The organism is Flavobacterium sp. (genome assembly GCF_027483985.1).
GTDB lineage: Bacteria > Bacteroidota > Bacteroidia > Flavobacteriales > Flavobacteriaceae > Flavobacterium.
This window is the reverse complement of the sequence record NZ_JAIXTJ010000020.1, coordinates 24314-49950: the sequence shown is the minus strand read 5'-3', so window position 1 is coordinate 49950 and position 25637 is coordinate 24314. Positions and strand designations below refer to the sequence as shown.

At 31.2% G+C, this 25637-nt stretch carries 22 protein-coding genes; 7 read left to right on the top strand and 15 right to left on the bottom strand.

Annotated elements, in window-relative coordinates:
* Positions 1-57: 57 nt before the first annotated feature.
* The 7 genes from Q0050_RS04100 to Q0050_RS04070 form a co-directional block, all read right to left on the bottom strand.
* Positions 58-921 carry a sigma-70 family RNA polymerase sigma factor gene (locus Q0050_RS04100; RefSeq protein WP_007804760.1) on the bottom strand — a complete coding sequence of 288 codons (864 nt, stop codon included), beginning with the start codon at positions 919-921 and terminating at the stop codon, positions 58-60.
* Positions 922-1001: 80 nt separating this feature from the next.
* Positions 1002-2705 carry a hypothetical protein gene (locus tag Q0050_RS04095; RefSeq protein WP_298392738.1) on the bottom strand — a complete coding sequence of 568 codons (1704 nt, stop codon included), beginning with the start codon at positions 2703-2705 and terminating at the stop codon, positions 1002-1004.
* Positions 2693-3922, bottom strand: coding sequence for a DUF4249 domain-containing protein (locus Q0050_RS04090; RefSeq protein WP_298392737.1), 1230 nt, complete (start codon positions 3920-3922; stop codon positions 2693-2695). The genes Q0050_RS04095 and Q0050_RS04090 overlap by 13 nt, the downstream gene beginning before the upstream one ends.
* Positions 3923-3926: 4 nt before the next feature.
* Positions 3927-6695 carry a carboxypeptidase-like regulatory domain-containing protein gene (locus Q0050_RS04085; RefSeq protein ID WP_298392736.1) on the bottom strand — a complete coding sequence of 923 codons (2769 nt, stop codon included), beginning with the start codon at positions 6693-6695 and terminating at the stop codon, positions 3927-3929.
* An 8-nt stretch (positions 6696-6703) separates the two neighbouring features.
* Positions 6704-7393: a hypothetical protein gene (locus Q0050_RS04080; protein WP_298392735.1), complete on the bottom strand. Its 690-nt coding sequence runs from the start codon at positions 7391-7393 to the stop codon at positions 6704-6706.
* 155 nt (positions 7394-7548) lie between these two features.
* Positions 7549-11181 carry a DUF2339 domain-containing protein gene (locus tag Q0050_RS04075; RefSeq protein ID WP_298392734.1) on the bottom strand — a complete coding sequence of 1211 codons (3633 nt, stop codon included), beginning with the start codon at positions 11179-11181 and terminating at the stop codon, positions 7549-7551.
* A gap of 50 nt (positions 11182-11231) precedes the next feature.
* Positions 11232-12194: a helix-turn-helix domain-containing protein gene (locus Q0050_RS04070; RefSeq protein ID WP_298392733.1), complete on the bottom strand. Its 963-nt coding sequence runs from the start codon at positions 12192-12194 to the stop codon at positions 11232-11234.
* Between the two features lie 102 nt (positions 12195-12296).
* Here Q0050_RS04070 and Q0050_RS04065 point away from each other — a divergent pair, with 102 nt between their 5' ends.
* A complete protein-coding gene (locus Q0050_RS04065; protein WP_298392732.1) occupies positions 12297-13361 on the top strand; it encodes a fatty acid desaturase in 1065 nt (354 codons plus the stop codon).
* Positions 13362-13415: 54 nt separating this feature from the next.
* Here Q0050_RS04065 and Q0050_RS04060 read toward each other — a convergent pair whose 3' ends face one another.
* From Q0050_RS04060 to Q0050_RS04050, 3 genes are all read right to left on the bottom strand, one after another.
* On the bottom strand, positions 13416-15566 hold the full coding sequence (locus tag Q0050_RS04060; protein WP_298392731.1) for a polyribonucleotide nucleotidyltransferase: 2151 nt from the start codon (positions 15564-15566) through the stop codon (positions 13416-13418).
* 166 nt (positions 15567-15732) lie between these two features.
* Positions 15733-16002: a 30S ribosomal protein S15 gene (gene rpsO / locus Q0050_RS04055; RefSeq protein ID WP_298392730.1), complete on the bottom strand. Its 270-nt coding sequence runs from the start codon at positions 16000-16002 to the stop codon at positions 15733-15735.
* Between the two features lie 101 nt (positions 16003-16103).
* On the bottom strand, positions 16104-16559 hold the full coding sequence (locus tag Q0050_RS04050) for a GAF domain-containing protein (RefSeq protein ID WP_298392729.1): 456 nt from the start codon (positions 16557-16559) through the stop codon (positions 16104-16106).
* A 72-nt stretch (positions 16560-16631) separates the two neighbouring features.
* Here Q0050_RS04050 and xrtF point away from each other — a divergent pair, with 72 nt between their 5' ends.
* The 6 genes from xrtF (at position 16632) to Q0050_RS04020 (ending at position 21530) form a co-directional block, all read left to right on the top strand.
* Positions 16632-17189, top strand: coding sequence for an exosortase family protein XrtF (xrtF, locus tag Q0050_RS04045; protein WP_298392728.1), 558 nt, complete (start codon positions 16632-16634; stop codon positions 17187-17189).
* Positions 17164-17607 carry an exosortase F system-associated protein gene (locus Q0050_RS04040; RefSeq protein WP_298392727.1) on the top strand — a complete coding sequence of 148 codons (444 nt, stop codon included), beginning with the start codon at positions 17164-17166 and terminating at the stop codon, positions 17605-17607. The genes xrtF and Q0050_RS04040 overlap by 26 nt, the downstream gene beginning before the upstream one ends.
* Positions 17608-17680: 73 nt before the next feature.
* Positions 17681-18127: a hypothetical protein gene (locus tag Q0050_RS04035; RefSeq protein WP_298392726.1), complete on the top strand. Its 447-nt coding sequence runs from the start codon at positions 17681-17683 to the stop codon at positions 18125-18127.
* 77 nt (positions 18128-18204) lie between these two features.
* A complete protein-coding gene (locus Q0050_RS04030) occupies positions 18205-20214 on the top strand; it encodes a TonB-dependent siderophore receptor (RefSeq protein ID WP_298392949.1) in 2010 nt (669 codons plus the stop codon).
* A 17-nt stretch (positions 20215-20231) separates the two neighbouring features.
* The gene (locus tag Q0050_RS04025; RefSeq protein ID WP_298392725.1) at positions 20232-20609 is read left to right on the top strand and encodes a heavy-metal-associated domain-containing protein; all 378 of its coding nucleotides are present in this window, start codon (positions 20232-20234) and stop codon (positions 20607-20609) included.
* Positions 20610-20861: 252 nt separating this feature from the next.
* Positions 20862-21530: a VTT domain-containing protein gene (locus Q0050_RS04020; protein ID WP_298392724.1), complete on the top strand. Its 669-nt coding sequence runs from the start codon at positions 20862-20864 to the stop codon at positions 21528-21530.
* 84 nt (positions 21531-21614) lie between these two features.
* Here Q0050_RS04020 and groL read toward each other — a convergent pair whose 3' ends face one another.
* The 5 genes from groL to lptE form a co-directional block, all read right to left on the bottom strand.
* On the bottom strand, positions 21615-23246 hold the full coding sequence (groL, locus tag Q0050_RS04015) for a chaperonin GroEL (protein WP_298392723.1): 1632 nt from the start codon (positions 23244-23246) through the stop codon (positions 21615-21617).
* A gap of 51 nt (positions 23247-23297) precedes the next feature.
* On the bottom strand, positions 23298-23573 hold the full coding sequence (groES, locus tag Q0050_RS04010) for a co-chaperone GroES (protein WP_298392722.1): 276 nt from the start codon (positions 23571-23573) through the stop codon (positions 23298-23300).
* 212 nt (positions 23574-23785) lie between these two features.
* A complete protein-coding gene (gene secG, locus Q0050_RS04005) occupies positions 23786-24163 on the bottom strand; it encodes a preprotein translocase subunit SecG (RefSeq protein ID WP_298392721.1) in 378 nt (125 codons plus the stop codon).
* 18 nt (positions 24164-24181) lie between these two features.
* Positions 24182-24982 carry a tetratricopeptide repeat protein gene (locus Q0050_RS04000; RefSeq protein ID WP_298392720.1) on the bottom strand — a complete coding sequence of 267 codons (801 nt, stop codon included), beginning with the start codon at positions 24980-24982 and terminating at the stop codon, positions 24182-24184.
* Between the two features lie 92 nt (positions 24983-25074).
* Complete coding sequence (gene lptE, locus Q0050_RS03995) at positions 25075-25578, bottom strand: LptE family protein (protein ID WP_298392719.1); 504 nt, start codon at positions 25576-25578, stop codon at positions 25075-25077.
* Positions 25579-25637 lie beyond the last annotated feature (59 nt).

Sequence of the window (25637 nt, the reverse complement as noted above, 5' to 3'; positions counted from 1 at the left end):
GTTTCAATCATCAATCAAAAAACGAACAGTTTTGAAACTGTTGTTGCGTTTATAGGATTAACCTAAATATGTTTTCAAGATTTTACTTCTTGATGTATGTTTTAATCTACGGATTGCTTTTTCTTTAATTTGACGTACACGCTCACGAGTTAAATCGAAAGTTTCTCCAATTTCTTCTAAAGTCATTGGGTGTTGGTCACCTAATCCAAAATACAAACGAACTACGTCTGCTTCTCTTGGAGTTAAAGTTTCTAACGAACGCTCAATTTCTGTACGTAATGATTCGTGAATTAATTCTCTATCAGGATTTGGAGATTCACCCGAACGTAATACGTCATAAAGGTTAGAATCTTCTCCTTCTACAAGAGGTGCATCCATTGATAAGTGACGTCCAGAGTTTTTCATTGACTCTTTTACATCATTTACAGTCATATCAAGTTCTTTTGCAATTTCTTCAGCAGAAGGTGGTCTTTCATTAGATTGCTCTAATAAAGCGTACATTTTGTTGATTTTATTGATAGAACCAATTTTATTTAATGGCAAACGAACGATACGTGATTGTTCAGCAAGCGCTTGAAGAATCGATTGACGAATCCACCAAACCGCATAAGAAATGAATTTGAAACCACGAGTTTCATCAAAACGTTGTGCAGCTTTAATCAAACCTAAATTTCCTTCATTAATTAAATCAGGAAGTGTTAATCCTTGATTTTGATATTGTTTTGCAACAGAAACCACAAAACGTAAGTTAGCTTTAGTCAATTTCTCTAAAGCACGTTGGTCACCAGCTTTAATACGTTGCGCCAATTCTACTTCTTCATCAGCAGTGATAAGGTCAACTTTTCCAATTTCTTGAAGATATTTGTCTAACGATGCAGTTTCACGATTAGTTACCTGCTTGGTGATTTTAAGTTGTCTCATTTATATTTTTCTCCTTTACTTTAAAGTGTTCAGATTATTATACGTAATGAGTTGCAAAAAAGTTACAATGAAGTTACAATTTATTCAACTTCAATGTAGTTTTTAACATAAATGGCTTCTCCTTTGTCAGAAAATCCTTCAATAACAATTTCAAATTTACCTTTAACATCTGATGTATAAAATGACAGATTTGAATTGTTTAAATCTAAATTACTTAACCATAAAAGTTGATAACGGTAATCCGGAATTCGACTTAGTAATGTTGGGTCTCTATAATTAGGTTTGAAATAATTTTTGTTTAAAACTGGTGTTTCTATTTTTCTCTTCACAATAAAGTCGCCAGAAAGTTTGGTTTGATAATCTTGTTTTTTGGTAATAAAACTTATCAATCCGCTAAATAATTTATTTCCGAATAAATAACCGCTGTTTATGGTGCAAATTTTATAAATATCAGCTGCTTTGTATTCTAATAGTTCGTTAATATCTTGAACAACTAAGCCATCAATTAAAACTAGTGGCGGTTCTGTAACATCGGTATTTGGATCATAATCATTTAATCTTAGCGAATAAATTCCGTTGTTTTTATCATAATTTACCTCTTTGACAACTTCAATAATGGTTTCTCTTACTGTTGGAAAACGGTTGTAATTGTCTAATATGTACTCATTGGTAAGAGGTTCATAAAATGGTGTAGGATAATTTATTTTTGCTAAACTATCTGCTTTTTTTGTGTAGTAAGTGTTTTCAATTTGGCTTGCAACAGAATGTTCTTCAATTGCTGGTTTGATTTCAGGTGTTAAAGAATAATCATTTGCAAGTTTCAAATTTGTTTTGTCAGATGCAAATGATTCATCTAATTTCAAAACCAATTCCTCTTTAAAATTAGAAACTATTTGTACTATTAATTCCGAATAAAAATAGGTTTTATCTAGTGAAAAAAAGAATTTTCCGTCAGCATTTGTTTTAGTCAATTTTGTAGTAAAATATTTGCCGGGAATTGAAACTGCAATGGAAAGATTGTTAATGGATAGCAAGTTGTTTTTGCTAATAACTTGTCCACTAATAATCTCTCCTCTTAATTCTGGTAAGAAAAAATTGGAAGAACTTAAACTTTGAGACTTATTAGTATCCGAGTTTTTGAATTCTATCGGATTGATTTTCTTTTGCGCTGGTAAATCTTGGATTTTTCTTACTGAAAGTGAGTAGCTTCCTTTTTTTAAATCTTCTACATTAGTGATGATGTTTAAATTGACCATCGATCTCGTACCGATTTTTTTATTTTTTAAATCAATTGATATGTCTGTACTAGAAGTTTCAGAAGTTTGATTGGACAGTACGTTTTTAGAACTAATTTTGTTTTCGATATCAGATTGAAACGGGTTTATGATTGTAATATCGGTTTCAAATGATTTTGATTCTGATTTATTTTGCATCCATCTAGTATAGCCTAATAACTTATAAGTTCCGGTTTTAATTGAAGATGGTATAAAAAAATCACCTTGTCCAATTCCGCTTTCAAGAAATAATTTATGCTTAAAAAGCACTTGATTTTCTAATCCGATAAGCTCTACATAGGCAATTTTACTTATTTCACTTTTGCTAAACTTGTCAGGATTTAAACAGTACAGTTTATACAATAGCGTTTCTCCAGATACAAAAGAGTTAGCATTTGTATGCATATAGATACTTTCACTTGTTGAAGTAGTAACAGCGTTTTTTTGAGCCCAATTGTTTGCGCCCACTAAAATAGTCAACGCAATTATTATTTTTTTTAGTCTATCCAAAATGTAGGTCTTATGTTAGATGAAAATGAGGTACAATCTCCGCAAGGTGTTGGGTAAAGTTCGTAAATGTTATCAACCAAATTAAAATAAACAGATTTTTCAGAGGCTAATAATTGAAGAGCTGAATATCCACCACAAGTAAAGTCGAATGGATCAAAACAAAATTTGAAATATACTTCGGGATCGTCTGTGCCAAGTATTGGGTCTGGATCGCATTTATACGGGTATTTTGGAAGCAATTCAAAAGGGAAAACATCACTAAAATTAAAAAATATTCTCTGTGAAGAAACCGATGATACTTCGAAATAGCCAATTACTTTTTCATTAGGATTGTCATCACTTTTTAAATTTCCAAAGAAAAACCCGGGTTGATTTTGAGATAAAACGCTTTCATTTCCTGATAATTCTGAAAGAGTTTTATAATAAGTATAGGATGCTAAATTTTGTACATATTGTTTAACTAAAATACTATATCTATTGGCAATAAGGTAGTCGTTATTAGCAATAAATCTTACAGGAAATGCAACTCGATCTTCCGTTAAATCATTAGTGCTTGTTAAAATAATTTTATCTGATTTTTTAGTAGTAAAACAAATTTGAGCTTCTTCAGTTCTTGGAAGTAAATTAATAACTGCTGGAGGACTCGAGCCTTGTGGTCCATAAACCACTTGGGCTTTAACAGGAAGCCATCTTGGAGCTACAATTTTATTGGTTTCTTCGTATTCAAATCTATAATATTTTGAGTTATTTGTAGGGTCAAAACTATTGACAACTATTTCAACTCCACGTTGTCCATTGACATTGTTAATTCTTGGTGTTATATTTTGAATTGGTGATACTTGCGTTAAAACTTCGGTTTTTGAAGTATAACTTTTTCCATTATCAGTAATTATTTTTAGTTGATATTGTCTGTTTGGTTCGGCTTTAAATGGTGTTACAGAGACATATTTGTCGCTTTGTTCGATAAAATCATAGGTGTTTCCCAGATTGTCTTTAAGAACAACAACAGCATCCGAAACTATTGTTGGAGCGCTTTCTTCCAGTCTATAGGTTTTACTAATTTTAATTTCTTGGAACTTCAATTCATCAGTAATTGTCGCTTCGATAACTAATGCTTCTTCATAGCTATTGGTTTGCAGCGCATAGGGTTCGGTACAACTCACCAAAAGAAGAGCTGAAATTGATAAAATGACAATTTTAAATATAAATGTTTTCATTGTACTAGAATTTAAAATTATATGTAATTGTTGGAACAGGTATCGCGAAAATGGAGGTTTGATATGCTTTTACTTGTCCTTGTTGTGTCACAAAAAATACTGAATACGGATTGTTTCGTCCTAAAACATTGTAAATGGAAACATTCCAGAAACCGTGAGCAAGTTTTTTTAATTTATGAGTTCCTTCAATATTAAATCCAATATCTAAACGGTAGTAATCAGGAATTCTAAATTGGTTTCTGTCACTATAAAGTGTGAATTCAGAATTGCCATAAGTATATTTACCAATTGGAAAAGTAATTGGTCTACCCGTTTGATAAATAAAATTACTTGAAAAACTATATCTTTTTGTAAATCTGTAATTCAGTACAACACTTACATCATGTGGTTTATCAAAATTCGCTGGAAAATAATTACCACTATTTACTTTTTCGTCATTAAATTGACTATCAAGTTTAACAAATGTTCTCGAATAAGTATAGCCAATCCATCCGTTTAAACGTCCGCTATTTTTTTTAATTAAGAATTCTAGTCCATATGCTTTTCCTTTTCCTTGCAATAACTGCGTTTCAATATTTTCATTTAATAATAATTGAGCTGCGACTTTGTAATCTAGAAAGTTTTCAGATTTTTTGTAATATCCTTCAAGGCTAAGTTCAATGTCTTTTTTAGGTATGTTTTTATATAATCCTAACGAGAATTGTTGCGCTACTTGGGGTTTAACATTCAAATCAGATAATTTCCACGTATCAGTTGGTGATTGCGTTGTGTTGTTGGAAAGTAAATGAATGTACTGGTAAGTTTTGTCATAACCACCTTTAATAGATAGATTATCAGCAATAATATAACGAGCAGCGATTCTTGGTTCTAAACCACCATAAGTTTTGATTATTTCATTGTTTTTATATTCTTTTACTTCGGTAACCGTTCCTTCATTTAAAGGAACACCTTCTTGATATTTTCTTTGAGTTGACGCTCCTAATGCTGAGAATGTAGAATATCTTAGTCCGACGTCAATAAGCAGTTTTTGACTGATTTTGTAACTATCAGATATGTATGCCGCTGATTCAAGACCTCTTTCTTTGTCGACCGTTATGGGTTTTATTGGCGAGTCGTTACTTTTTGGGTCTAAAAACCCCGGACTTACGCCGTATAGTTTAGATGATATACCATAAGTTATTTTGTGTTTGTCATTAAGGACATAATTCATTTTTAGCATTAAATTGCTTTCGTTAATTTTATATCCAAAGTCAAATGCTGCTAAAGGATTATTTCCTTCATAGTCAATAAAGAATTTGTATTCACTATTAGTAAATATAAGCGCACCTTTGTGTTTATCATTAATTGTACGTTCGTATTTTAATGACGCAAGTCGATTGCTATATTTAAATAAGGAATCTGACGATATGCTAAAGGCATCATAACTGTAATAGAACGTTGATTCAAAATTATTCTTTTCATTAAACTTATGGTTATATTTCACAATACCATCATAAAAAGAAGCCTGACTATTTTTAAGTGATTTTTCATCAAGTGAACGTAAAATCCATCCAGAATAAGTGGCACGTCCACCAACTAAAATACTCGATTTGTCTTTAATAATTGGAGTACTTAGTGCTAAATTACTTGTTACTGGACCAATTCCACCTTCGCCCGAAAACTTTGTTGGATTTCCGTTTTTAGTGGTTATATCAAATACCGACGAAAGTCTTCCGCCAAATTCAGCCGGAATACTTCCTTTATAGATATTGGCTTTTTTTGTTGTATATGGACTTACCGAAGAGAAAAATCCGAAAAAGTGTGCTGGATTATAAATTAAGGCATTGTCTAATAAAATTAAGTTCTGATCTTCTTTTCCACCTCTTACATTGTATCCTGCAGAACCTTCTCCAGTTTGTTTTACACCAGGCAAAATAGTGGCTACTTTAAATATATCTCGTTCTCCTAAAACTAGCGGAATATTTTTTATACCTTCAATATCAATACTAGTGACACCTGAAATCGCCGATTTAATGTTTTCGCTCTTTTTTGCATTAATGACTACTTCATTTAGAACATTAAATTTTTCGTCAAGTTTAATATTCAACGTTCCGTCATTATATAAAATTATTTTTTTTACAATTTTATTGTGACTTACCAAGTCGGTTTCTATATAATTCACTCCTGTAGGAATTTCTAATTTATAAAAACCATCATTGTCAGTTGTAGTGCTTATTTTTTTGTTTTGTACTTTAATAAATACGCTTGAAAGTGCTTGGCCAGTTTTAGCATCTTTTAGATAACCTGAAAGAATACAAGTTTTTTTATCTGATTTTTTAGACTCTTTTCCAATTACAGTTACCAAATCGGTTTTTTTTGCAATAGTTGATAATGTATCTCCTTCTTTATAAAAAACGGGTTTATTAACCGAGTTGTCTGTTACTTTATCTACGGTTTTACCGAAAAAATCTTCAGGTAAAGTATCTCTAATGATATTGTTTTTAGAAAGAATAACTTTGTTTTTGTCAATGAAAAAATTGATTTCGGTTTGACTAAACAATTGATTTAGGATTTCATCAAGTGGTAGTTCTTTTAAGTTTGCAGTGACCATTTGCTTGTTGCTGTCGAGCCATTCATCTTCAAAATAAAATTTAAAATTGCTAGTTTCTTCAATCTTAAGAATAGCTGATTTTAAATTTACATTATTAAATTCAAAAGAATATTTTTTGACAGGTTCTTGCGAATAGACAACAAACTGAAATAGTAAAATAATGGCGAATAGTATTTTTTTCATACAATAGGTTACTTGATGATTGTGTTTAAATATTTAAATAAATCGGATAAAAATTTGATTTTATTTGATTTTTCTAGCGCGCTATTGTTTGAATAATAATCATTGATATTTTTCTTTAATTCAGGAAAAATGGTAATCAAACTCTTCTTGTTTGTTATTTTAAAAAATTCATTTTTGTATGAAATAACGAAATAGGTATTTGGTTTGAAATCATCATAAATCGTATTGAATTTAATTAGTTGTTTTTTGTACTTTTCATATTTTACATAAAAACTAACTTTATCATTCACTACTACTTCTTCATAAAACCCTTTGGCAACATCAGTTTGAGAAATAGTATTGTAACTAAGATTTACATAATTTTTTCCGTTGACCGTAAACGATTTTACTTTTGATTTGTTTATTATAATAGGTGTTTTGTCATTTTCTCCGTTGCTTTTTACAATCAAATCATCATTTAAAATGTCATAATTTAATAAAATGTTGTTGTAGAGTTGACCATCAAATAAAACAGTTCCGTAGCGATAGGTGTCGAAGTAAAAACGATCGTTATTGTCCAATACACGATCATAATTAAGTAGAATTTTGCCATTGTTTAAGTCGAGTGTTTCTTTTCCGACTTTCGAATCATACCAATCGTGAATCGAATTTGTTGGGTTGTTTTGACCTTGAGATGTCAAAGTGCTGACAAACAGCATTGAGCAAAAACTAAATTTCAACAAATTAAATTTTCTGATAGGCATATTACAAATGTTAAGAATGTTCTTACGTAAATGTAGTTTATTTTTTTATTGCTTTCTAATAAAAAACCAACTTTAACATTTTTAGCCTCGATAAGTTTTTGATTTTTTGTTTAATCAAATCGATCCTTATATTTTTTAAATAAACTATTCATAACCAATAAAACGACTCCAACACCTAGTAAAACCAGTGCTCTAATTAAAAAATCAGAATTTGATAAATCAAAAAACATTAAACGAATTACACATACTCCAACCAAAGACAAAGAAACATATCTAAAGTATTTTTCTTTCAAGATTATGCCTAATATCAATAATCCGAGAGCTTCCAATATCCAGAAAAATGTTAAAATTCCTTTGTCGAAGGTTAAAAATAAGAAACAACCTATGCTTAAAGTTGCGGGATAAATCAAAATACTATTTTTTGTCGTAAAGTTTTCAATCCATTTTGAAGCTAAATAAATGTATACGGCAAGTAATAGGAATATCAATAAATAAATGAGTAAGAATTTAGATTGATAATAATTAAAACTTAAAAATCCTAAATGAATGTTAGCTAATAAATAGTAAACGATGCTGATTTTTTTCTCTTGACTTATTTTTTTATGGTATAAATAAAGATTTACAATGGCGGTAGTTGCCCAAAATACAGGAAGCCATTTATGTTCTAATTGGGTAAACATTATAATCGAAAGCCAAAGATTCAATACAATTTGATAATTATTTCGAATAGATTCATCGGATTCTTTTTTATTCAATACCATCGCTAATCCAAGTCCAGCAGCTACACTTGAAAGTTGTAGTAGCCAATCGGTAGCTGTAAAAAGATTTAATTTGTCAAAACTATAATAAGACGAAACAGTAATGGCAAGCAATGCAACGGCAGATACGGTATAAATTTCTATTTTTATTTTGTCTTTGGTAATTAGTACAAAATTTACAAAAGCTAATGCAATAAATAATAAGGGTAAATACGCAAGATTAACTTGAATGAATAATAAGATTATAATCCATAAGTTTTGAATATACGGTAAAGCAACTACGTAGCGTTTAGCTCTTTCATTAGTAGATTTTAATTGCAAATAAGAATATACTACAGAAATTAAAATAGTTACAGTTTGAATAATGTAAATTAATGTTTTGGATTCTTCATAATAGTAGTGAATAGCAACATAAATTGTGAGTAGACAACTAAACAGTAGCATTATAAAGGAATAGTTGTTGTATCGTTTAAATTCATCATATTTTTGGAATAATATAAATGTTACAACAGCTAAACCACCAAAATAAAGAGATAGAAAATTTACTTCTAGACAAGAACAACCAAATATAATTAGGTTTAATAGTATAAATTCTGAATTAAGGAAGTTGAAGTTTGTCCATTCTTTTATTTCTTCATTAGATTTATTTCGTACCCTTTTTGCAAATAATATGTACAATTCAATTGCTGTAATCAAACTACAAGTTAAGCCAATTTCTATTGTTGTAAAATCAAATGTTCGATACAATAGCAATAAACTTCCTATAGTTGTAAAGAAGTAGTAAAAAATATAAAGCAGGGTTTGATTGTCGGGTGTTAAGCTTTTCTTTTTGAAATTAATCCAAAGGAATTCGTGATTCAATAATGCAATTATAAATAAAGTTATAATCTGGAGGATTTGATAACTAGGCAAATATTTATAGGTTAATAGTAACAACAAAGCATTAAATCCTATAATGGCTAAAAATCTTATGATAAAATCATTTTTAAAGAAGTTTTTGGTTGTCCAATTTACAATAATTACGGCGGTAATTCCTGTTGCGAAAGTCCAATCGTAATATGTTTTTTCTTCAATTTTTATAATGAATAGTCCTAAGAATAGAGTAAAAATAAAAAAGAGCATTCGTCCGATGTCAAAAGTAGCATTATCGAAGTTCTTTTTGAGTACTGACCAAATTATTGCGATTCCTATGAGTACGTAAATAAAGCTATTGTAAATCAATACTGCATTACACTGAATCACTATAAGAATTGAAAATATCATGGCAAGAACTCCATTCAGGCTCAAACTTTTTGCGCCAAAGAAGGAATCAATTTGTGAAAAATCTTTTTTAATTGAAGTAATTATCGGAATGGAAAGCGCACTTATACCAAGAAAGACAAGTGACGCTGTTGCGTTTGTAATTATTAAATAGTCTAATGGAAGAGTGACTAATAATAGGCCAAAAATTAAAAGCCCAAAGCCGAATAAATGATTAATTCCCAGAAAAATTTTGTGTAGTAAAGTTTCTTTCGCTTTGAAAACTACAAATAAGCAAACCAGCAGCACTAAATATAAAACACAAGCGATAATGTCGATTCCAACCTGCCAATCGTTAAGCATAATGATACTTAACGAAAACAGAATAAAGGCAACCATTCCATCTAAATGATAAAGCCAATAAACGTTCTTTTTTCTAGCTTTTAATGCTATTAACAAGCAGCAAATAGCACCGATAAAAAGAACAAATATTTTGAATTTACTTCCTGTTGAATGCAAAATTAATCCGGTTGCAAACAAAATCCAGTTGGTAAGATGTGTTATAAAACCTGATTTATCAAATTGGGTGTTATCATAAATTTTGCGGTATTGCATAATCAAGCAACTGATAGCCACAGCAACTATTCCTAAAATAGCAAGGATGTTTTCCGTCTTCGATAATTTGGTGCCTTGAGCATTAAACCAAATGTCAAAAATAAGAAAGGAAGAAATTACGATAAGTAAATGATATTCCCATTTTTCTTTATAGGAAAGTAAAATTCCTATGGTCGCTGTTATGGCTGCCAAGATAATAGTGGCCAACGTTTTTTCTGAAATGACACATAAAATTAAAATACTCAAAATCACGTGAAGCGATAAGAATGTTTGTTTTTTGATAATATAGCCAACGTATAAATTGAGCGCAATTCCAAAAGCAATCAACGAATATCCTGCAATAGAATTTGATATAAAAGTCAATGCCGGAATTTGTGATGCACCAAAGCAACCAAACAAAAACAAACTTGCTCCAGCGCTTCTTAACCACAATCCTGTTGTGGTCCACTTTTCTTTTTTCTTTAGCAAATAGTATGAACCAATTAGTGCTCCAGCATACAGCCACAATATAAGAATTCTAAATAGCGGAGTAACCTTGAGTGCTGTATAAATACTTAAATATCCAATACCCAAAACCATAATTGCGGTTCCGAGAATTCCGGTCCAATTATCGGCAAATTGTTTTTCGGCTGATTTTAAGAACTTTGAAAACGCACTTTCTTCAACGGGCATTGGTTTCAAATGCTCTTCTGAAACGGTTTGTTTTTCTACTCTTGGAATTGATTGACTATCGTAACTAATTATGGGTTGTTCAACTTCTACCTCTGATTTTATGCTTAATTGTGGTACTTCGATTTGTGGAATTTCTTCTTTAGAAATTTCAACTTTTGGCATTTCTTCCTCAAGAATAGGAGTGAAGTAAGGTTGCTGTTCTTCTATTTGACTTTCTTTCGGAAGCTCTTGAATTTCGTGAACAACTTCACTAATTGGTTTTATTTCTTCTAATGGTGTTGCATTCGTTTTATCATCTAGTTCTTTCTTGATTTCGGAAATTTCTCTCCTCAAAGAAGCATTTTCCTCGCTATTTTTCTCTAAAATCGATTTGATAAAATTGGTTTGTTTCTTTAATTCATAAAAATTATTGAATAAAATAAAGATACAAATCACTAAAATAAAAATAACGATCGCCATAGTTTTTCGGTTTTGAATGAATCAAATATAGGTATTAAATAAGTAGAATTTTAAAAAAGTAAATCAACTTGATTGTTCAGTCGCTCAAGATAATAATCGATTTTTCTAAATGCTCGATTGAAGAATAAATTTTGCTCTTTAATTCCTGATTGGTTTAAAAGCTTGGAGTTTAAAATTTGCTGATTGAAAAACTGATGTACATTTTTGCAACTGTCCTTGTTGTCTGTGATGAAATATCCTAATAAGGTATAGGGTATGAACATTGTGAGTTTTTCATTGGTTTCAATAAGCATGTTGTTGTTAAGCAAAATCAACTCATTATAATAAATAGCGTAGTTCGAATCAGATTTGTTGGATTTGTCTTTTATCAAATTCAAAATTCTTTTTAAGTCAAGATAAAGTGCTGTTGCATTTTTAAAATTCAATAATCCCGATTCATAAAAATATAAAATTTGTTGAAGGCTACTATTAATTGTCGTGTCATTCCAAACTTCTTTTACCGTAACTTTTTCATATATTTTTTTCAACTTTTGCGTATGCTCCATAAATGATTCATCAATGACAAAATTCTCAAACGACACTGTAGTTTGATTCGGATTTAATAGGGTTAACCAAACATAAGCTTTGAATTTTGAGATAATTGTTCCATCCATAAAATAAAACAGCGGAATGTCTTTTGCAGAATAAAATAAAGTTGCTTTTTCGGTAGTTGCGAGCTGTTCGATGCGTTCGGCCGATTTTTTAAAATAGGAAAGCATATCTTTTAACGAAGTGATTTCAATCGTTTTTTCAACAATTACTTTATCGTTTTTCAAAAATAATTTGTCCAGCGAAATATTAAAATGATTGGCGAGTTGCATAGTTTCATCTATCGAGAATTTACTTTTTCCCGAAACTCGTCGGTGTGCAGCATCATAACTGCAATTTAATACAACAGCAATTTCGTCATTGACTGAGGTTGATGCTGAAATTTGTTTTCTTATTTCTTTTAATAGTAGTTCTTGATTATTCATAATTTGTGATAATCACAAATGTATAACTATTTTTTATTATTTATCGCTAATATAATTGTGTTAATCACAATAGTTTTGACTCATAATTTTAAAACTATTATTATGAAAAAACTAAAATTCAATAAGTCAATTGATCAAAAAATGTTTTATGTTTCTTTAAAAAACCAAGTTTACACTGAAATTGATACCACAAAGTTCAGTTTCGGAACCTTTTCATTTTGGATGAAAGGATTGTTTTGGATACTAATAGCTTATTCAAGTTATCTTTTACTTTTTTTCTGTGAGAGCAAATTTTATTTCTGGATATTGTTTTTGATTTTTCAATTATCGGGTTTGTTAATTGGCTTTTCATTAGGTCACGATGCGTCTCATAATACTGCTTTTAGAAATAAAAAAGCCAACCAAATTTTACATTTTTTTAGTTTTATAACCGTCGGAATTGATCCTTTGTTATGGGGTTTGCGTCATATTCGTTCCCATCATTTATATGCCAATGTTGAAGGTAGTGATATAGATATTGATGAGAATCCGTTTTTAAGATTAGCTCCTTGTCACGAAAAAAAATCGTTCCATAGGTTCCAGCATATCTATGCGCCATTTGTATATATGTTGGCATTGCTACATTCTGTTTTTATCGGTGATTGGATTTACTTATTTAACAAAAAGTATGAATGGATGAGAGAAGGAGTAAATAAAGCGGAGTTGTATTTTAGATTTTCGACATTTAAAATTATTTATTTTTCCCTGGTCTTGATTTTACCCATTTTGTTTTCTAGTACTAATGCTTCTTTTATTATCATAACTTATTTAACAACAAGTGCGTTCACTTCATTATTGTTTGTAGTAATGCTTGTTGGGACACATTTTTTTGAAGAAGCACTTTACCCTGATATTTCAGATGATTTGCTTAATGATTCGTGGGCTATTCATCAGTTAAAAACAAGTTGTGATTGGAATGCCAATAATTATTTTGCTCAATTTCTCAGCGGAGGTGCTAACTGTCATGCGGCGCATCATCTGTTTCCCAATCTATGTCATACTTCTTATAGTTCGATTAATCCAATAATTGAAAAAGAAACTTTAAGATTTAATTTACCTTATCATAATAAAACGCTTTTGAAGATGATGCAATCCCATTTTAAGCATCTCAAAGCAATGGGAACATAACTAAAAAGCCCAACTTAATTACTCAAGTTGGGCTTTTTTTATGTTTGAAAAAAATTATTCTGCTTTTGGAGCGTCTTTTTTCTCTTCTCTTGGAGGTCTTGGTAAAAGTGCTTTTCTAGAAACTTTTTCTTTTCTAGTTTTAGGATCAACTCCTAAATATTTCACCATAAATACGTCACCCATATTTACAACATCGGTAACATTTTCTGTACGTTCCCAAGCCAATTCTGATACGTGTAATAAAACTTCGTTTCCTGGAGCTGATGTATATTCTACAACTGCACCAAAATCAAGCATTTTAATTACTTTCACTTCATAAGCTTCTCCCATTACTGGTTTGAAAATGATAGAGTCAATTTTAGCTAATACTGTTGCAATTCCGTCTGGATCAGTTCCAAGGATTTCGACAACACCTTGTTCGTCAACTTCGTTAATAACAATGGTTGTTCCTGTAGCTTTTTGTAATTCTTGAATCACTTTTCCACCAGGACCAATTAAAGCGCCAATGAAGTTTCCAGGAATGGTGCGCATAATAATTTTTGGAGCGTGAACTTTAACGTCAGCATTTGGTTTGTCTAGAGTTTCTAGAATTTTACCTAATATGTGTAAACGTCCATCACGAGCTTGAGCTAATGCTTGCTCCATAATTTCATATTTCAATCCGTCAATTTTGATATCCATTTGACAAGCTGTGATACCTTCAGAAGTTCCAGTTACTTTGAAATCCATATCTCCTAAATGATCTTCATCACCTAAAATATCAGATAAAACTGCAAAACGTTCGCCGTCAGTGATCAATCCCATCGCAATTCCAGAAACTGGACGAATCATTTGAATACCAGCATCCATTAATGATAATGTTCCAGCACAAACCGTAGCCATTGAAGACGAACCGTTAGATTCTAATACTTCCGAAACTACACGAATTGTATAAGGACAATCTGCAGGAATCATGTTTTTTAAAGCACGTTGTGCCAAGTTTCCGTGACCAACTTCTCTTCTTGAAGTTCCTCTTAACGGACGAGCTTCTCCTGTTGAAAATGGTGGGAAATTATAATGTAAATAGAATTTTTCTTCTCCTTGTTCAGATGGTGAATCAATTTGGTTAGCTTCTCTAGAAGTTCCTAAAGTTGCAGTTGCCAAAGCTTGAGTTTCTCCACGTGTAAATAATGCCGAACCGTGAACTGATGGTAAATAATTTACTTCACTCCAAATCGGACGAATTTCAGTAGTTTTTCTACCATCCAAACGTGTTCCTAAATCTAAAGTTACATTACGAACTGCTTCTTTATTAGTTTTATAGAAATATTTAGAAACTAAATCTCCGTTTTCTGCTAATTCTTCTTCAGTAAATAATGCTTTTACTTCTTCTTTTACAGCGTCAAATGCAGCTGAACGTTCGTGTTTAGCCGAACCTTTGCTAGCAATAGCGTAAATTTTATCATAAGCTGCTTCTCTTACTTTAGCGTAAATAGCATCATCTGATTTTTCTTTTTCGTAAGTGCGAACTTCTTTCTTTCCAAATGCTGCTGCCAATCTTTCTTGGGCATCAATTTGAACTTTGATGTGTTCGTGAGCAAATTTAATGGCTTCTACCATTTCTTTTTCTGAAATTTCTTTCATTTCTCCTTCTACCATTGCGATAGAATCTCTAGAAGCTCCAATCATCATATCGATGTCAGATAATTCTAATTGTGCACGAGATGGATTGATGATGAATTTTCCATCAATTCTTCCAACTCTAGCTTCAGAAATTAAAGTTTCAAATGGAATGTCAGACAATGCAAGTGCTGCCGAAGCTGCTAAACCTGCTAATGCATCTGGCATAACTTCATCGTCATGAGACATTAACTGAATCATTACTTGAACTTCTGCATGGTAATCTGATGGGAAAAGCGGACGTAAAACACGGTCAACTAATCTCATTGTTAATACTTCGCTATCACTTGGACGCGCTTCTCTTTTAAAGAAACCTCCAGGAAAACGACCTGCTGCAGCAAATTTTTCTCTATAATCTACCGTTAACGGTAAAAAATCGATACCTGGACTTGCTTTTCTTGCGGAAACAACTGTACCTAAAATTACAGTGTTACCAATTCTTACTACTACAGAGCCGTCTGCTTGTTTAGCTAAACGTCCTGTCTCGATTGTGATGCTTCTTCCATCACCTAAATCGATGCTTTCTACAAATAATTGTGGAATCATAAATTTTCCTTTTTAATTTTACATTGGTTTCTGCCTGTCAGCAGAGTTTTGTTGTGTTGTTGTTCCGATAGTAAGTCGGATAGTAGTTGTTGTATTCCAATGAAAAACCAAACTTTTTTTATAAAAGCTAAAAAAAAAGAGGCGCAAAAGCACCTCTTATTTGAAATTATTTTCTAATTCCTAATTCTTTAATTAATTCACGATATTTTACAACATCTTTCTTTTTCAAGTAGTCAAGAAGACTTCTTCTTTTACCTACTAAAAGAACTAGTGAACGCTCAGTATTATAATCGTGACGATTTTTTTTCAAGTGCTCAGTTAAGTGAGAGATTCTAAATGTGAATAATGCTACTTGTCCTTCAACAGAACCAGTATTTTCAGCTTTTCCTCCGTGTTGAGCGAAGATTTCAGCCTTTTTTTCTTTACTTAAATACATTCCAATATTATTTTAAATGATTATTATGTATGAACAGAGATTTTCTCTATTCGGGTGCAAAGATAACCTTCTTTTTTGATTAGGCAAATAAAAAATAGGCTTTAAAATAATTTTGCAACTTCTACATTTACGAATTCCAAAAATCTTTCGTCATCTTCTGTAAAAGGATCAATAACGTGACTGTCAATATCAATTTGCCCAATATTGATTCCGTTAACAAATAGAGGTACTACTATTTCAGATTTTACAGTAAAGCTACAAGCGATATAATTATCTTGTGCAGCAACATCTGGAACTACAAAGTTAGCATTTGATTCTGCAACTTGTCCACAAATTCCTTTTCCAAATGGTATTACGGTGTGATCTGTTTCGGCACCAACATAAGGTCCAAGGTGCAATGTTTTAGCTTCGTGATTGGCAAAATAAAATCCAACCCAATTGTAATAATCAACATTGTCGGAAAGAAATTGACAAAGATTTTTGAGTTTTTCATCTCTAGTTACATTTTCTGCTGAAAGTAACGCTATCACTTCGGGTTTTAAAGATTCAAATTTCATATTCGTTTATTTTTTGCAAAAGTAACCAATGCAATTTCTTACTTTTACCTAAAATTTGTTAAAAATTATATTTTGAAAGAATATTTTATTCAATTTAAACCTTTTTTGATTTTTCTGACCAAGTTTTTAATAACCTATTTATTATTGACTTTGGTTTATCAATACTACTTAAATCAATTTGATTCTAAGAACTTTGAAGTGGATGGAATTACTAAAGTGGTAGCATCGCAATCTCAAAAAATGCTTTCGGTTGTAGATGATGATTCCTATACGTTACCGAATTTGAAGGAAGCAAGTGTGAAATTGTTTTATCACAACAAATGGGTTGCTAGAATTATAGAAGGTTGTAATGCTGTTAGTGTCATCATACTTTTTATCAGTTTTATTATTGCCTTTACCGGAAAATTTAAATCAACCTTACTTTTTATTTTTTCAGGAGTTGTTGTAATTCATTTTTTTAATGTTTTGCGAATAGCTTTGCTATGTATGGCAATTTTTCATTTTCCAAAATATGAGCACCTTTTGCACGGTGTTGTTTTTCCGTTGTTTATTTACGGAATTGTTTTTTTACTGTGGGTAATTTGGGTTAATAAATATTCTTCTTATGCTAAAAAATCTGTTGAACAATAAATTAAAGTTTGCTGTTGGGTTGTTTTTGATTTTCCTTCTTGTAGCAATTAGGGCATTTGAGGATAGTATTTTTTATGATCCTTTTTTAGATTATTTTAAATTGAATTATAATAGTTTGCCTTTGCCTAAAATAGATGTTGTTAAGTTATTTTTTAGTCTTGGTTTTAGATTTTACCTCAATTCGATTATTTCCTTGGGTTTAATTCGATTGATTTTTAACGATGCCAAGATGATAAAATTTTCTATTTTTTTGTATTCGGTTTTGGGAATGATTTTAATGATTAGTTTCTTTTTTGTTTTAATAAAATTTGGAGAAACCAACAAAATGAACTTGTTCTATATCAGACGTTTTATTATTCAACCTATTTTTATAATGCTTTTTCTTCCAGCTTTTTATTATCAGAAGAAAATGAAATAGCATTCATTCTTCACAAAATAAAGTTTTAACATACATTTAAAAATAATCGTATCATATTAATTATCTTTGCATTGTGCAATTCAAAAAGAACATCATACTCGTTTTAGCCTTCTTTATCTTGATTTCAAATTCAGGATTAGCTTTTAACGTGCATTATTGTGGAGAAAAAATTGCTGCAATTTCCTCTGTTTTTTCAAATGATGAAGTTTGTGACGTAAACAACAGTAACGATGCAAGTAAAGAACCTATTAAAAAGGATGATTCTTGTTGTGCCAAAAAAGAAGTTACTCACAAAAAATGTTGTTCAGATAAGGAACTAAATCTAAAAGATACTTCTGAAAAATTTTCTTTCAAAACAATTTCATTTGATTTTGATTTGTTTGTGTATTCAATTACAACTAGATCTGTCTTTTTTAGTTTAGATGAAACTTCAGTTACTTCAAATGCTATTGCCTATTATTGCGATGCTAATGCGCCTCCGTTATACCAACTTTATTGCCAATACACACTTTACGCTTGATTTAATCTAAATTCATTGTCAATTTCCTGCTTTTTAGGAAATTAAAATTTACTAAAATGAATAACGATTAAATACAAATAATGAAAAAAATCACATTGTTCTCAATGCTTTTTGTTTTTGTTTCAACTTTTTCACAAGAAAAATTAGAAGAAGTAAAAATAGAAATTAAGCAAAAAGGAATAAAAAAATCACTTAAAACAACCGCGAATACATCTGTAGTTTCAAGTAAGGAATTGCTAAAAGCGGCTTGTTGTAACTTGGCAGAAAGTTTTGAAACGAATCCATCAATAGATGTAAATTTTTCAGATGCTTTAACTGGAACCAAGCAAATAAAAATGTTAGGTTTAACTTCACCTTATTTAATGATTACCGAGGAAAATATTCCATCGGTTAGAGGTGCTTCGCAATCTTTTGGATTGTCGTTTACTCCCGGAACTTGGGTAGAAAGTATCCAAATCACGAAAGGTGCAGGAAGCGTTGTTAATGGTTTTGAAAGTATTTCAGGGCAAATAAATACCGAGCTTATCAAACCTTTAAAGGATGTTCCATTTTTTCTCAACGCTTATGGTTCAACCGATTCGAGATACGAAGTAAATACACATTTCAATAAGAAGATTTCGGACAAATGGGCTACAAGTTTATATGTTCACGGAAATACAAGAGTTGCTAAAAACGATATGAATGATGATATGTTTTTAGACAATCCTTTGGGTAAGCAAATTAATCTTGTAAATCGTTGGCAATATGCTAATGCAGAAACGGGTTGGGTTTCTTTTATTAATTTTAAATTTATGAAAGATGAAAAACAATCAGGTTCAGTTGATTTTAATCCCGAGGTAGATAAATTAACAACTAATCATTGGGGTTCAGAAATTAATACAGAACGATTTGACTTTGCATCTAAGATTGGATATGTTTTTAAGGACGCGCCTTATCAAAGTATTGGTTTTCAAAACGCAATTAGCAACCATATTCAGCAATCCTATTTTGGTTTAAATCAATACGATAACAAGCAGCAAAGCTATTATTCTAATTTGATTTTTAATTCTATTATCAATAATACGAGAAACAAATTTGCTACAGGATTGAACCTTGCTTACGATAAATATTCTGAATTTGTTAACCTTGTTGATGTAAGCAGAATTGACAATTCAGTTGGTGCTTTCTTCGAGTATACTTATGATAACAATGATAAATTAAGTTACATTCTAGGAGGACGATTTGATTATCACAATAGGTTAGGAGCATTTTTTACACCAAGACTTCACGTTAGATACAATCCTTGGGAAAAATCAGTGTTTAGGTTTTCAGCCGGAAGAGGGAAACGTGCAGCTAATATTTATGCCGAAAATCAACAACTTTTTGGTAGTTCAAGAGTGTTTTCTGTACTTGATAACAACGGCAAAATTTATGGTTTGAATCCTGAAATAGCTTGGAATTATGGAATAAGCTTTACTCAAAATTTTCAATTGTTCGGAAAAAGTGCTGATGTTACTCTAGATTTTTACAGAACTGATTTTCAAAATCAAGCCATCGTTGATGTGATGCAAAGTTCGCAGCAGGTTATGTTTTATAATTTAAGAGGTAATTCTTATGCCAATAGTTTGCAATTGGATTTTAATTATGAGATTATAAAACATCTTAATCTTCGAACCGCCTATAAATATTATGATATTTCCACCGATTATTTATCAGGAAGTTTTCAAAGACCATTGCAAGCCAAACATCGTTTTTTTAGCAATATCGAATATGAAACGCACCTAAGTGATGAAGGACAACAATGGCGATTTGATGCAACGTTGAATTGGTTGGGAAGACAACAACTTCCTACTACATCGAGCAATCCTGTAGGAGATATTTTACCTGAGTTTTCTCCGTCATTTTCAACTTTAAATGTGCAAGTTACTGTACAGCAATCTAAGAACTTCGAAATGTATTTTGGAGGCGAAAATATTGGAAACTATAGACAGACTAAAGCTATTTTGGGTGCAGACAATCCTTTTGGAATGTATTTTGATACGTCTGTTGTATACGCTCCAATTTTTGGTCAAATGTTTTATGCAGGAATTAGATTTAAAATAAGATAATCTTTAATAAAAAAAATATGAAATCCACGATGTTTGAAAATAAAACAATTATGTTTAAAAATGTGATCCTAACGTTACTATTGCTTTTGACAACAGTCGCAGCACAGTCGCAAGAAAAAAAGAGTAAAAATGCAAATTATGACATTGCCGTTGGTGGCAATTGTGATTTGTGTAAAAAGAGAATTGAAAAAGCAGCTTTTTCTGTTAAAGGAGTTAAAAGTGCCGAGTATCATTTAGATGATAATATTTTGCACGTAATTCTAAATGAAGAAAAATGTTCTGTTTTAGACGTAAAAAAAGCTGTGGCAAAAGTCGGTCACGATGCAGGTGAAGTAAAAGCAACCGATGAGGACTATGAAAATCTACACGGCTGTTGTCATTATGAGCGAAAATAATGCTTTGTAAAAATTAAGACGTTAGCTTAAAATTTACAATTAAATTTGAAAAATAATGAGTTCGATATTTTTATCGGGCTCATTTTGTTTAAAAGCTTGCTGCCAACTTCATGTTTTTTTTAAAGCAGAAAATCTTTATTAAGAACTTCTAAAAATGTTATATTTAAGTCAAAAAACCGAATAAGATTGCCTTATAGATAAATTATAGTTACTTTCACAATCTCAAACTAAACTAACTTATTTTTAGATTTTATGAATGAATTTGATTGGAAACAACTATTAAATCCTGAATTTTATATTCTGTTAGAATTTGGCGGAATAAAAATCGGACTTTACGTAGTGTTATTTATTGTATTTGCCGAAACTGGTTTACTGGCAGGTTTCTTTTTGCCAGGTGATAGTTTACTGTTCCTATGTGGAATTTATAGTGAATTGTTGATGAAAGATTTTTCTGTTGGAAATGATTTTTTAAATGTATCTCTTTTAGCTGCAACAGTTTCTGTTATGGGAATTGTTGGTAATATGGTTGGATATTGGTTTGGAATAAAAAGTGGATCGTATCTTTTTAAAAAAGAAGACAGTTTTTTCTTTAAGAAAAAGTATCTATTTCAATCTAAAGACTTTTTTGATAAGTATGGAACAAAAGCGATTGTTTTTGCAAGATTTTTACCAATTGTAAGAACGTTTGCGCCAGTAATTGCTGGTATTGTAGAAATGGACAAAAAGAAATTTATGTTCTACAACATTCTAGGTTCTATTTTATGGTCGTTTACAATGATTTTCGCAGGACATTATTTATATGAGTTATTCTTGACGCAATTCAACATCGATTTAAAACATTACATTGAATATATCGTTATTGCAATAGTTCTGATAACAACTGTGCCTGTTTTAATGAAATTACTTAAGAAAAGAGCCTAATAAATTAGCAGAAAAGAAGCAATAAAAAATCCGTCAAGTTTTTAAACCTGACGGATTTTTTTATTATCTAATTTGTGAAATCTATTACATCATACCTGGCATTCCGCCGCCCATTGGCATTCCACCACCAGCATTTTCTTCTTTGATTTCTATTAAAGCACATTCAGTAGTAAGGATCATTCCTGCAACTGAAGCTGCATTTTCTAAAGCAACACGAGTAACTTTCTTCGGATCTATAATTCCAGCTTTTAGCATATCAACATATTCATCTGTTTTCGCATTGTATCCAAAATCACCTGTTCCTTCAGATACTTTCGCAACAACTACTGAACCTTCTAGTCCGGCATTTTCAACGATAGTTCTTAATGGCGCTTCAATAGCTTTAAAAATAATTTGAATTCCAGTAGTTTCGTCAGTATTATCAGCTTTTACATTGGCTAAAGAGGCTTTTGCTCTTAACAAAGCAACACCACCACCAGCAACAATTCCTTCTTCTACTGCCGCACGAGTTGCGTGTAATGCATCATCTACTCGGTCTTTTTTCTCTTTCATTTCAACTTCAGAAGCTGCTCCAACATAAAGTACAGCAACACCGCCAGCTAATTTAGCCAAACGTTCTTGTAGTTTTTCTTTATCATAATCAGAAGTCGTAGTTTCCATTTGACCTTTGATTTGATTGACTCTATTTTTGATTAAATCAGCATTACCTGCACCGTTTACAATGGTTGTATTGTCTTTGTCAATAGCAATTTTCTCTGCAGTACCAAGCATTTCAAGAGTAGCATTTTCTAATGTGTAGCCACTTTCTTCTGCAATAACAGTTCCGCCAGTTAAGATTGCGATATCTTCTAACATTGCTTTTCTTCTGTCACCAAATCCTGGAGCTTTTACGGCTGCAATTTTTAAGGCACCACGAAGTTTGTTTACAACAAGTGTAGATAATGCTTCACCATCAACATCTTCAGCAATAATTAATAATGGTTTTCCTGATTGCGCTACCGGTTCTAAAACTGGAAGTAATTCTTTAAGTGAAGAAACTTTTTTGTCATATAAAAGAATGTAAGGGTTTTCTAGCTCTACATTCATTTTTTCTGGATTAGTAACAAAATAAGGAGATAAATATCCTCTGTCGAACTGCATTCCTTCTACAACATCTACATAAGTATCAGTACCTTTTGCTTCTTCAACAGTGATCACACCTTCTTTTCCAACTTTTCCGAAAGCAGTAGCAATTAAATCACCAATAACTTCATCATTATTAGCCGAAATTGAGGCAACTTGCTTTATTTTTTCAGAAGAAGAACCAACTTCAGTAGCTTGTTTTCCTAAATCTGCAACGATTGCTTCAACCGCTTTATCAATTCCGCGTTTTAAATCCATTGGATTGGCGCCTGCAGCTACATTTTTTAGACCTTCTTTTACAATTGCTTGCGCAAGAACAGTAGCAGTTGTAGTTCCGTCTCCAGCTAAATCATTAGTTTTAGAAGCGACTTCTTTCACCATTTGCGCTCCCATATTTTCTAAAGGATCTTTCAATTCTACTTCTTTTGCAACTGAAACACCATCTTTAGTAACCGTTGGTCCACCAAATGATTTTGAAATAATTACATTTCTTCCTTTTGGTCCAAGTGTTACTTTAACAGCATTTGCCAAAGCATCAACTCCACGTTTTAATCCGTCACGTGCTTCAATATCAAATTTTATATCTTTTGCCATTTTACTTTTACTTTTTTGTTTTACTACTTAATACTCAAATCTTGTTTTTACTTAAATAATGGCAAGAATATCGTCTTCTCTCATTATTAAATAATCTTTACCATCAAGTTTTAAATCGGTTCCGGCATACTTGCCATAAAGAACTGTGTCACCAATTGCTACGGTCATTGGTTCGTCTTTTTTACCATTTCCTACAGCAACAACAGTACCTTTTTGAGGTTTTTCTTTTGCTGTATCGGGAATAATAATTCCAGAAGCTGTTTGTGTTTCGGCAGCTGCTGGTTCCACAATTACGCGGTCTGAAAGCGGTTTAATGTTTAATGCCATGATTTTTATATTTATGTTTAATTAAATTTTATGTTATCACATAGTAGTCAGAAATTATGCCATTCGAATAAAACTGACAATTTTTCAGCGAATATAGCTAATCTTATATATTGTATCGCGAATGCTGGCAGATTTGGAGGAAAAGACAAGTCAAATTTTTATAAAAAAAAAGTCCCGAACGAATCGAGACTTTGTTTATGAATTTGAAATTCTTAGTTTTTTTCTGGAGTTGCAGGAGTAGCTGCTGGTTTAGTAGCGGTTGTAGTTGAACTTCCGGCTGCAGGAGTAGCTGCTTTATCAGATTTTGTTGTTTCTGTTTGAGGAGTTACTGGCTCAATTAAACTTTTGTTGTCACTTAAGCTTCCTGAGAAACTTAAACTAGATAATAAGATTAATGTTATTAATGATCCTGCCAAAACCCATGTGCTTTTATCTAAAAAGTCTGTTGTTTTTTGTACACCACCTAATTGTTGAGATCCACCTATTGAAGAAGATAAACCGCCACCTTTAGGGTTTTGTACCATAATTACTACGATTAATAAGAAACAAACGATTGTTATTAATACTAAAAAAATTGTAAATGTGCTCATTGCTTAACTATTATTGTTTTATTGTAAATTCTTAATATCCGAAATTCGGTCTGCAAAGAAACTACTTTTTTCTGGATATTTCAAAATTAATATTTCATATGCTTGAATTGCTTTTGAATATTTCTTTTGTTCTAAATAAACTTTCGCTAAAGTTTCAGTCATTAAATAGGATTTGTCTTCTGTTACTGCGGTAGTAATAATCGTTGATCCATCTTTATTTATTGGTGGAATTTTCGGATTGGATTCAATGAACTTATCTATTAAATCTAATTTTTTCTTTCTTGCAAGTTCGGTTTCTGTAGGAGTTTCTTTTCGTTCAATTGGTTTTAATCTTGAAATTTGTAACCACTCTTGAAAAGAATGTTTTTCATTTTTTGTAAATTCTAACGGTTTTCCTATTTCGAGTTTTTCCTCGATACTTTCATTCACTGGAGTTGCCTGAGCAATTGAAGAAAGGATTGAATTTTCAAGAGTATTGTTTGTTTCGGCTGTAATGGTATACTCAACAATTTCGCTACCAACAACATCAATGTTTAGTAGTTCTGCTATTTTTTGGTCATACAAACCATTTTGAACCGTTACAAAATTTTCTGAAGTGATAAAATCAAATAAAATACTTCTATCAGTGGTAAATGCCGCAGCAACTTTTAAGGCATAATTATATTTAAAACTATCTTCATTATACAAGTGTTTTAATCGTAAAACTCGAGCGCTTTGAAAATAAGGAAATTCTTCTATGATTTTTTCTAATGCATTATTGTGACGCTCATTGATGGCATCAGGTTTATTAATTAGATAAGTATAATCAGTTAAGTTCAAAATTTTTCAGTTTTCAGTTTTCAGTTTTCAGTTGGTGCTTGTAAAGTGATTGATTTAACTAATACTTGCGACTGATTTCTGACGACTATAATTTACCATTTGGCTAAAGATTCATTAAATATGTCTTGTGTTATTCGAGTGAAAATTTCATCGATGTAAGAATTTAAAACCGATCCTGTTGGATTTTCATTAGCTTCAAAATCTCTAAAAAAGGAGAATGTTTTTTCAAAATTGTCGTCCTCTTTATTTTTATTTACAAATCTTACATTTACTGTAATTGATAATCTACTTTGTGCCGCTTTTTGGTCGGCAGTGGCAGTCATCGGTGTAATGTTGTATTGTGTTATTTCACCTTCATAAAGTAAATCACCTGCGGTATTGGTTAGATTTAAATTAGTTTGATTCTGTAATATTTCCTGTAGTTTGATCGTAAATGTTCGTTCAATACCTGGTTCAATAAGTGGTGCATTATTTTGAAAATAATTTACTTGAACGGTCTTTGCGTCAATTGGTCCAGTACCAGTAAAATTATATGTTCCGCAACTGTTTAGAGTCAACGCTAAAAGTAGTACTACTATGTATTTGATTTTTGTCATCTGCAAATTTAAAAGCCAAAGATATATTTTTTTATTTCATAAATTGTTAATCCTATTAT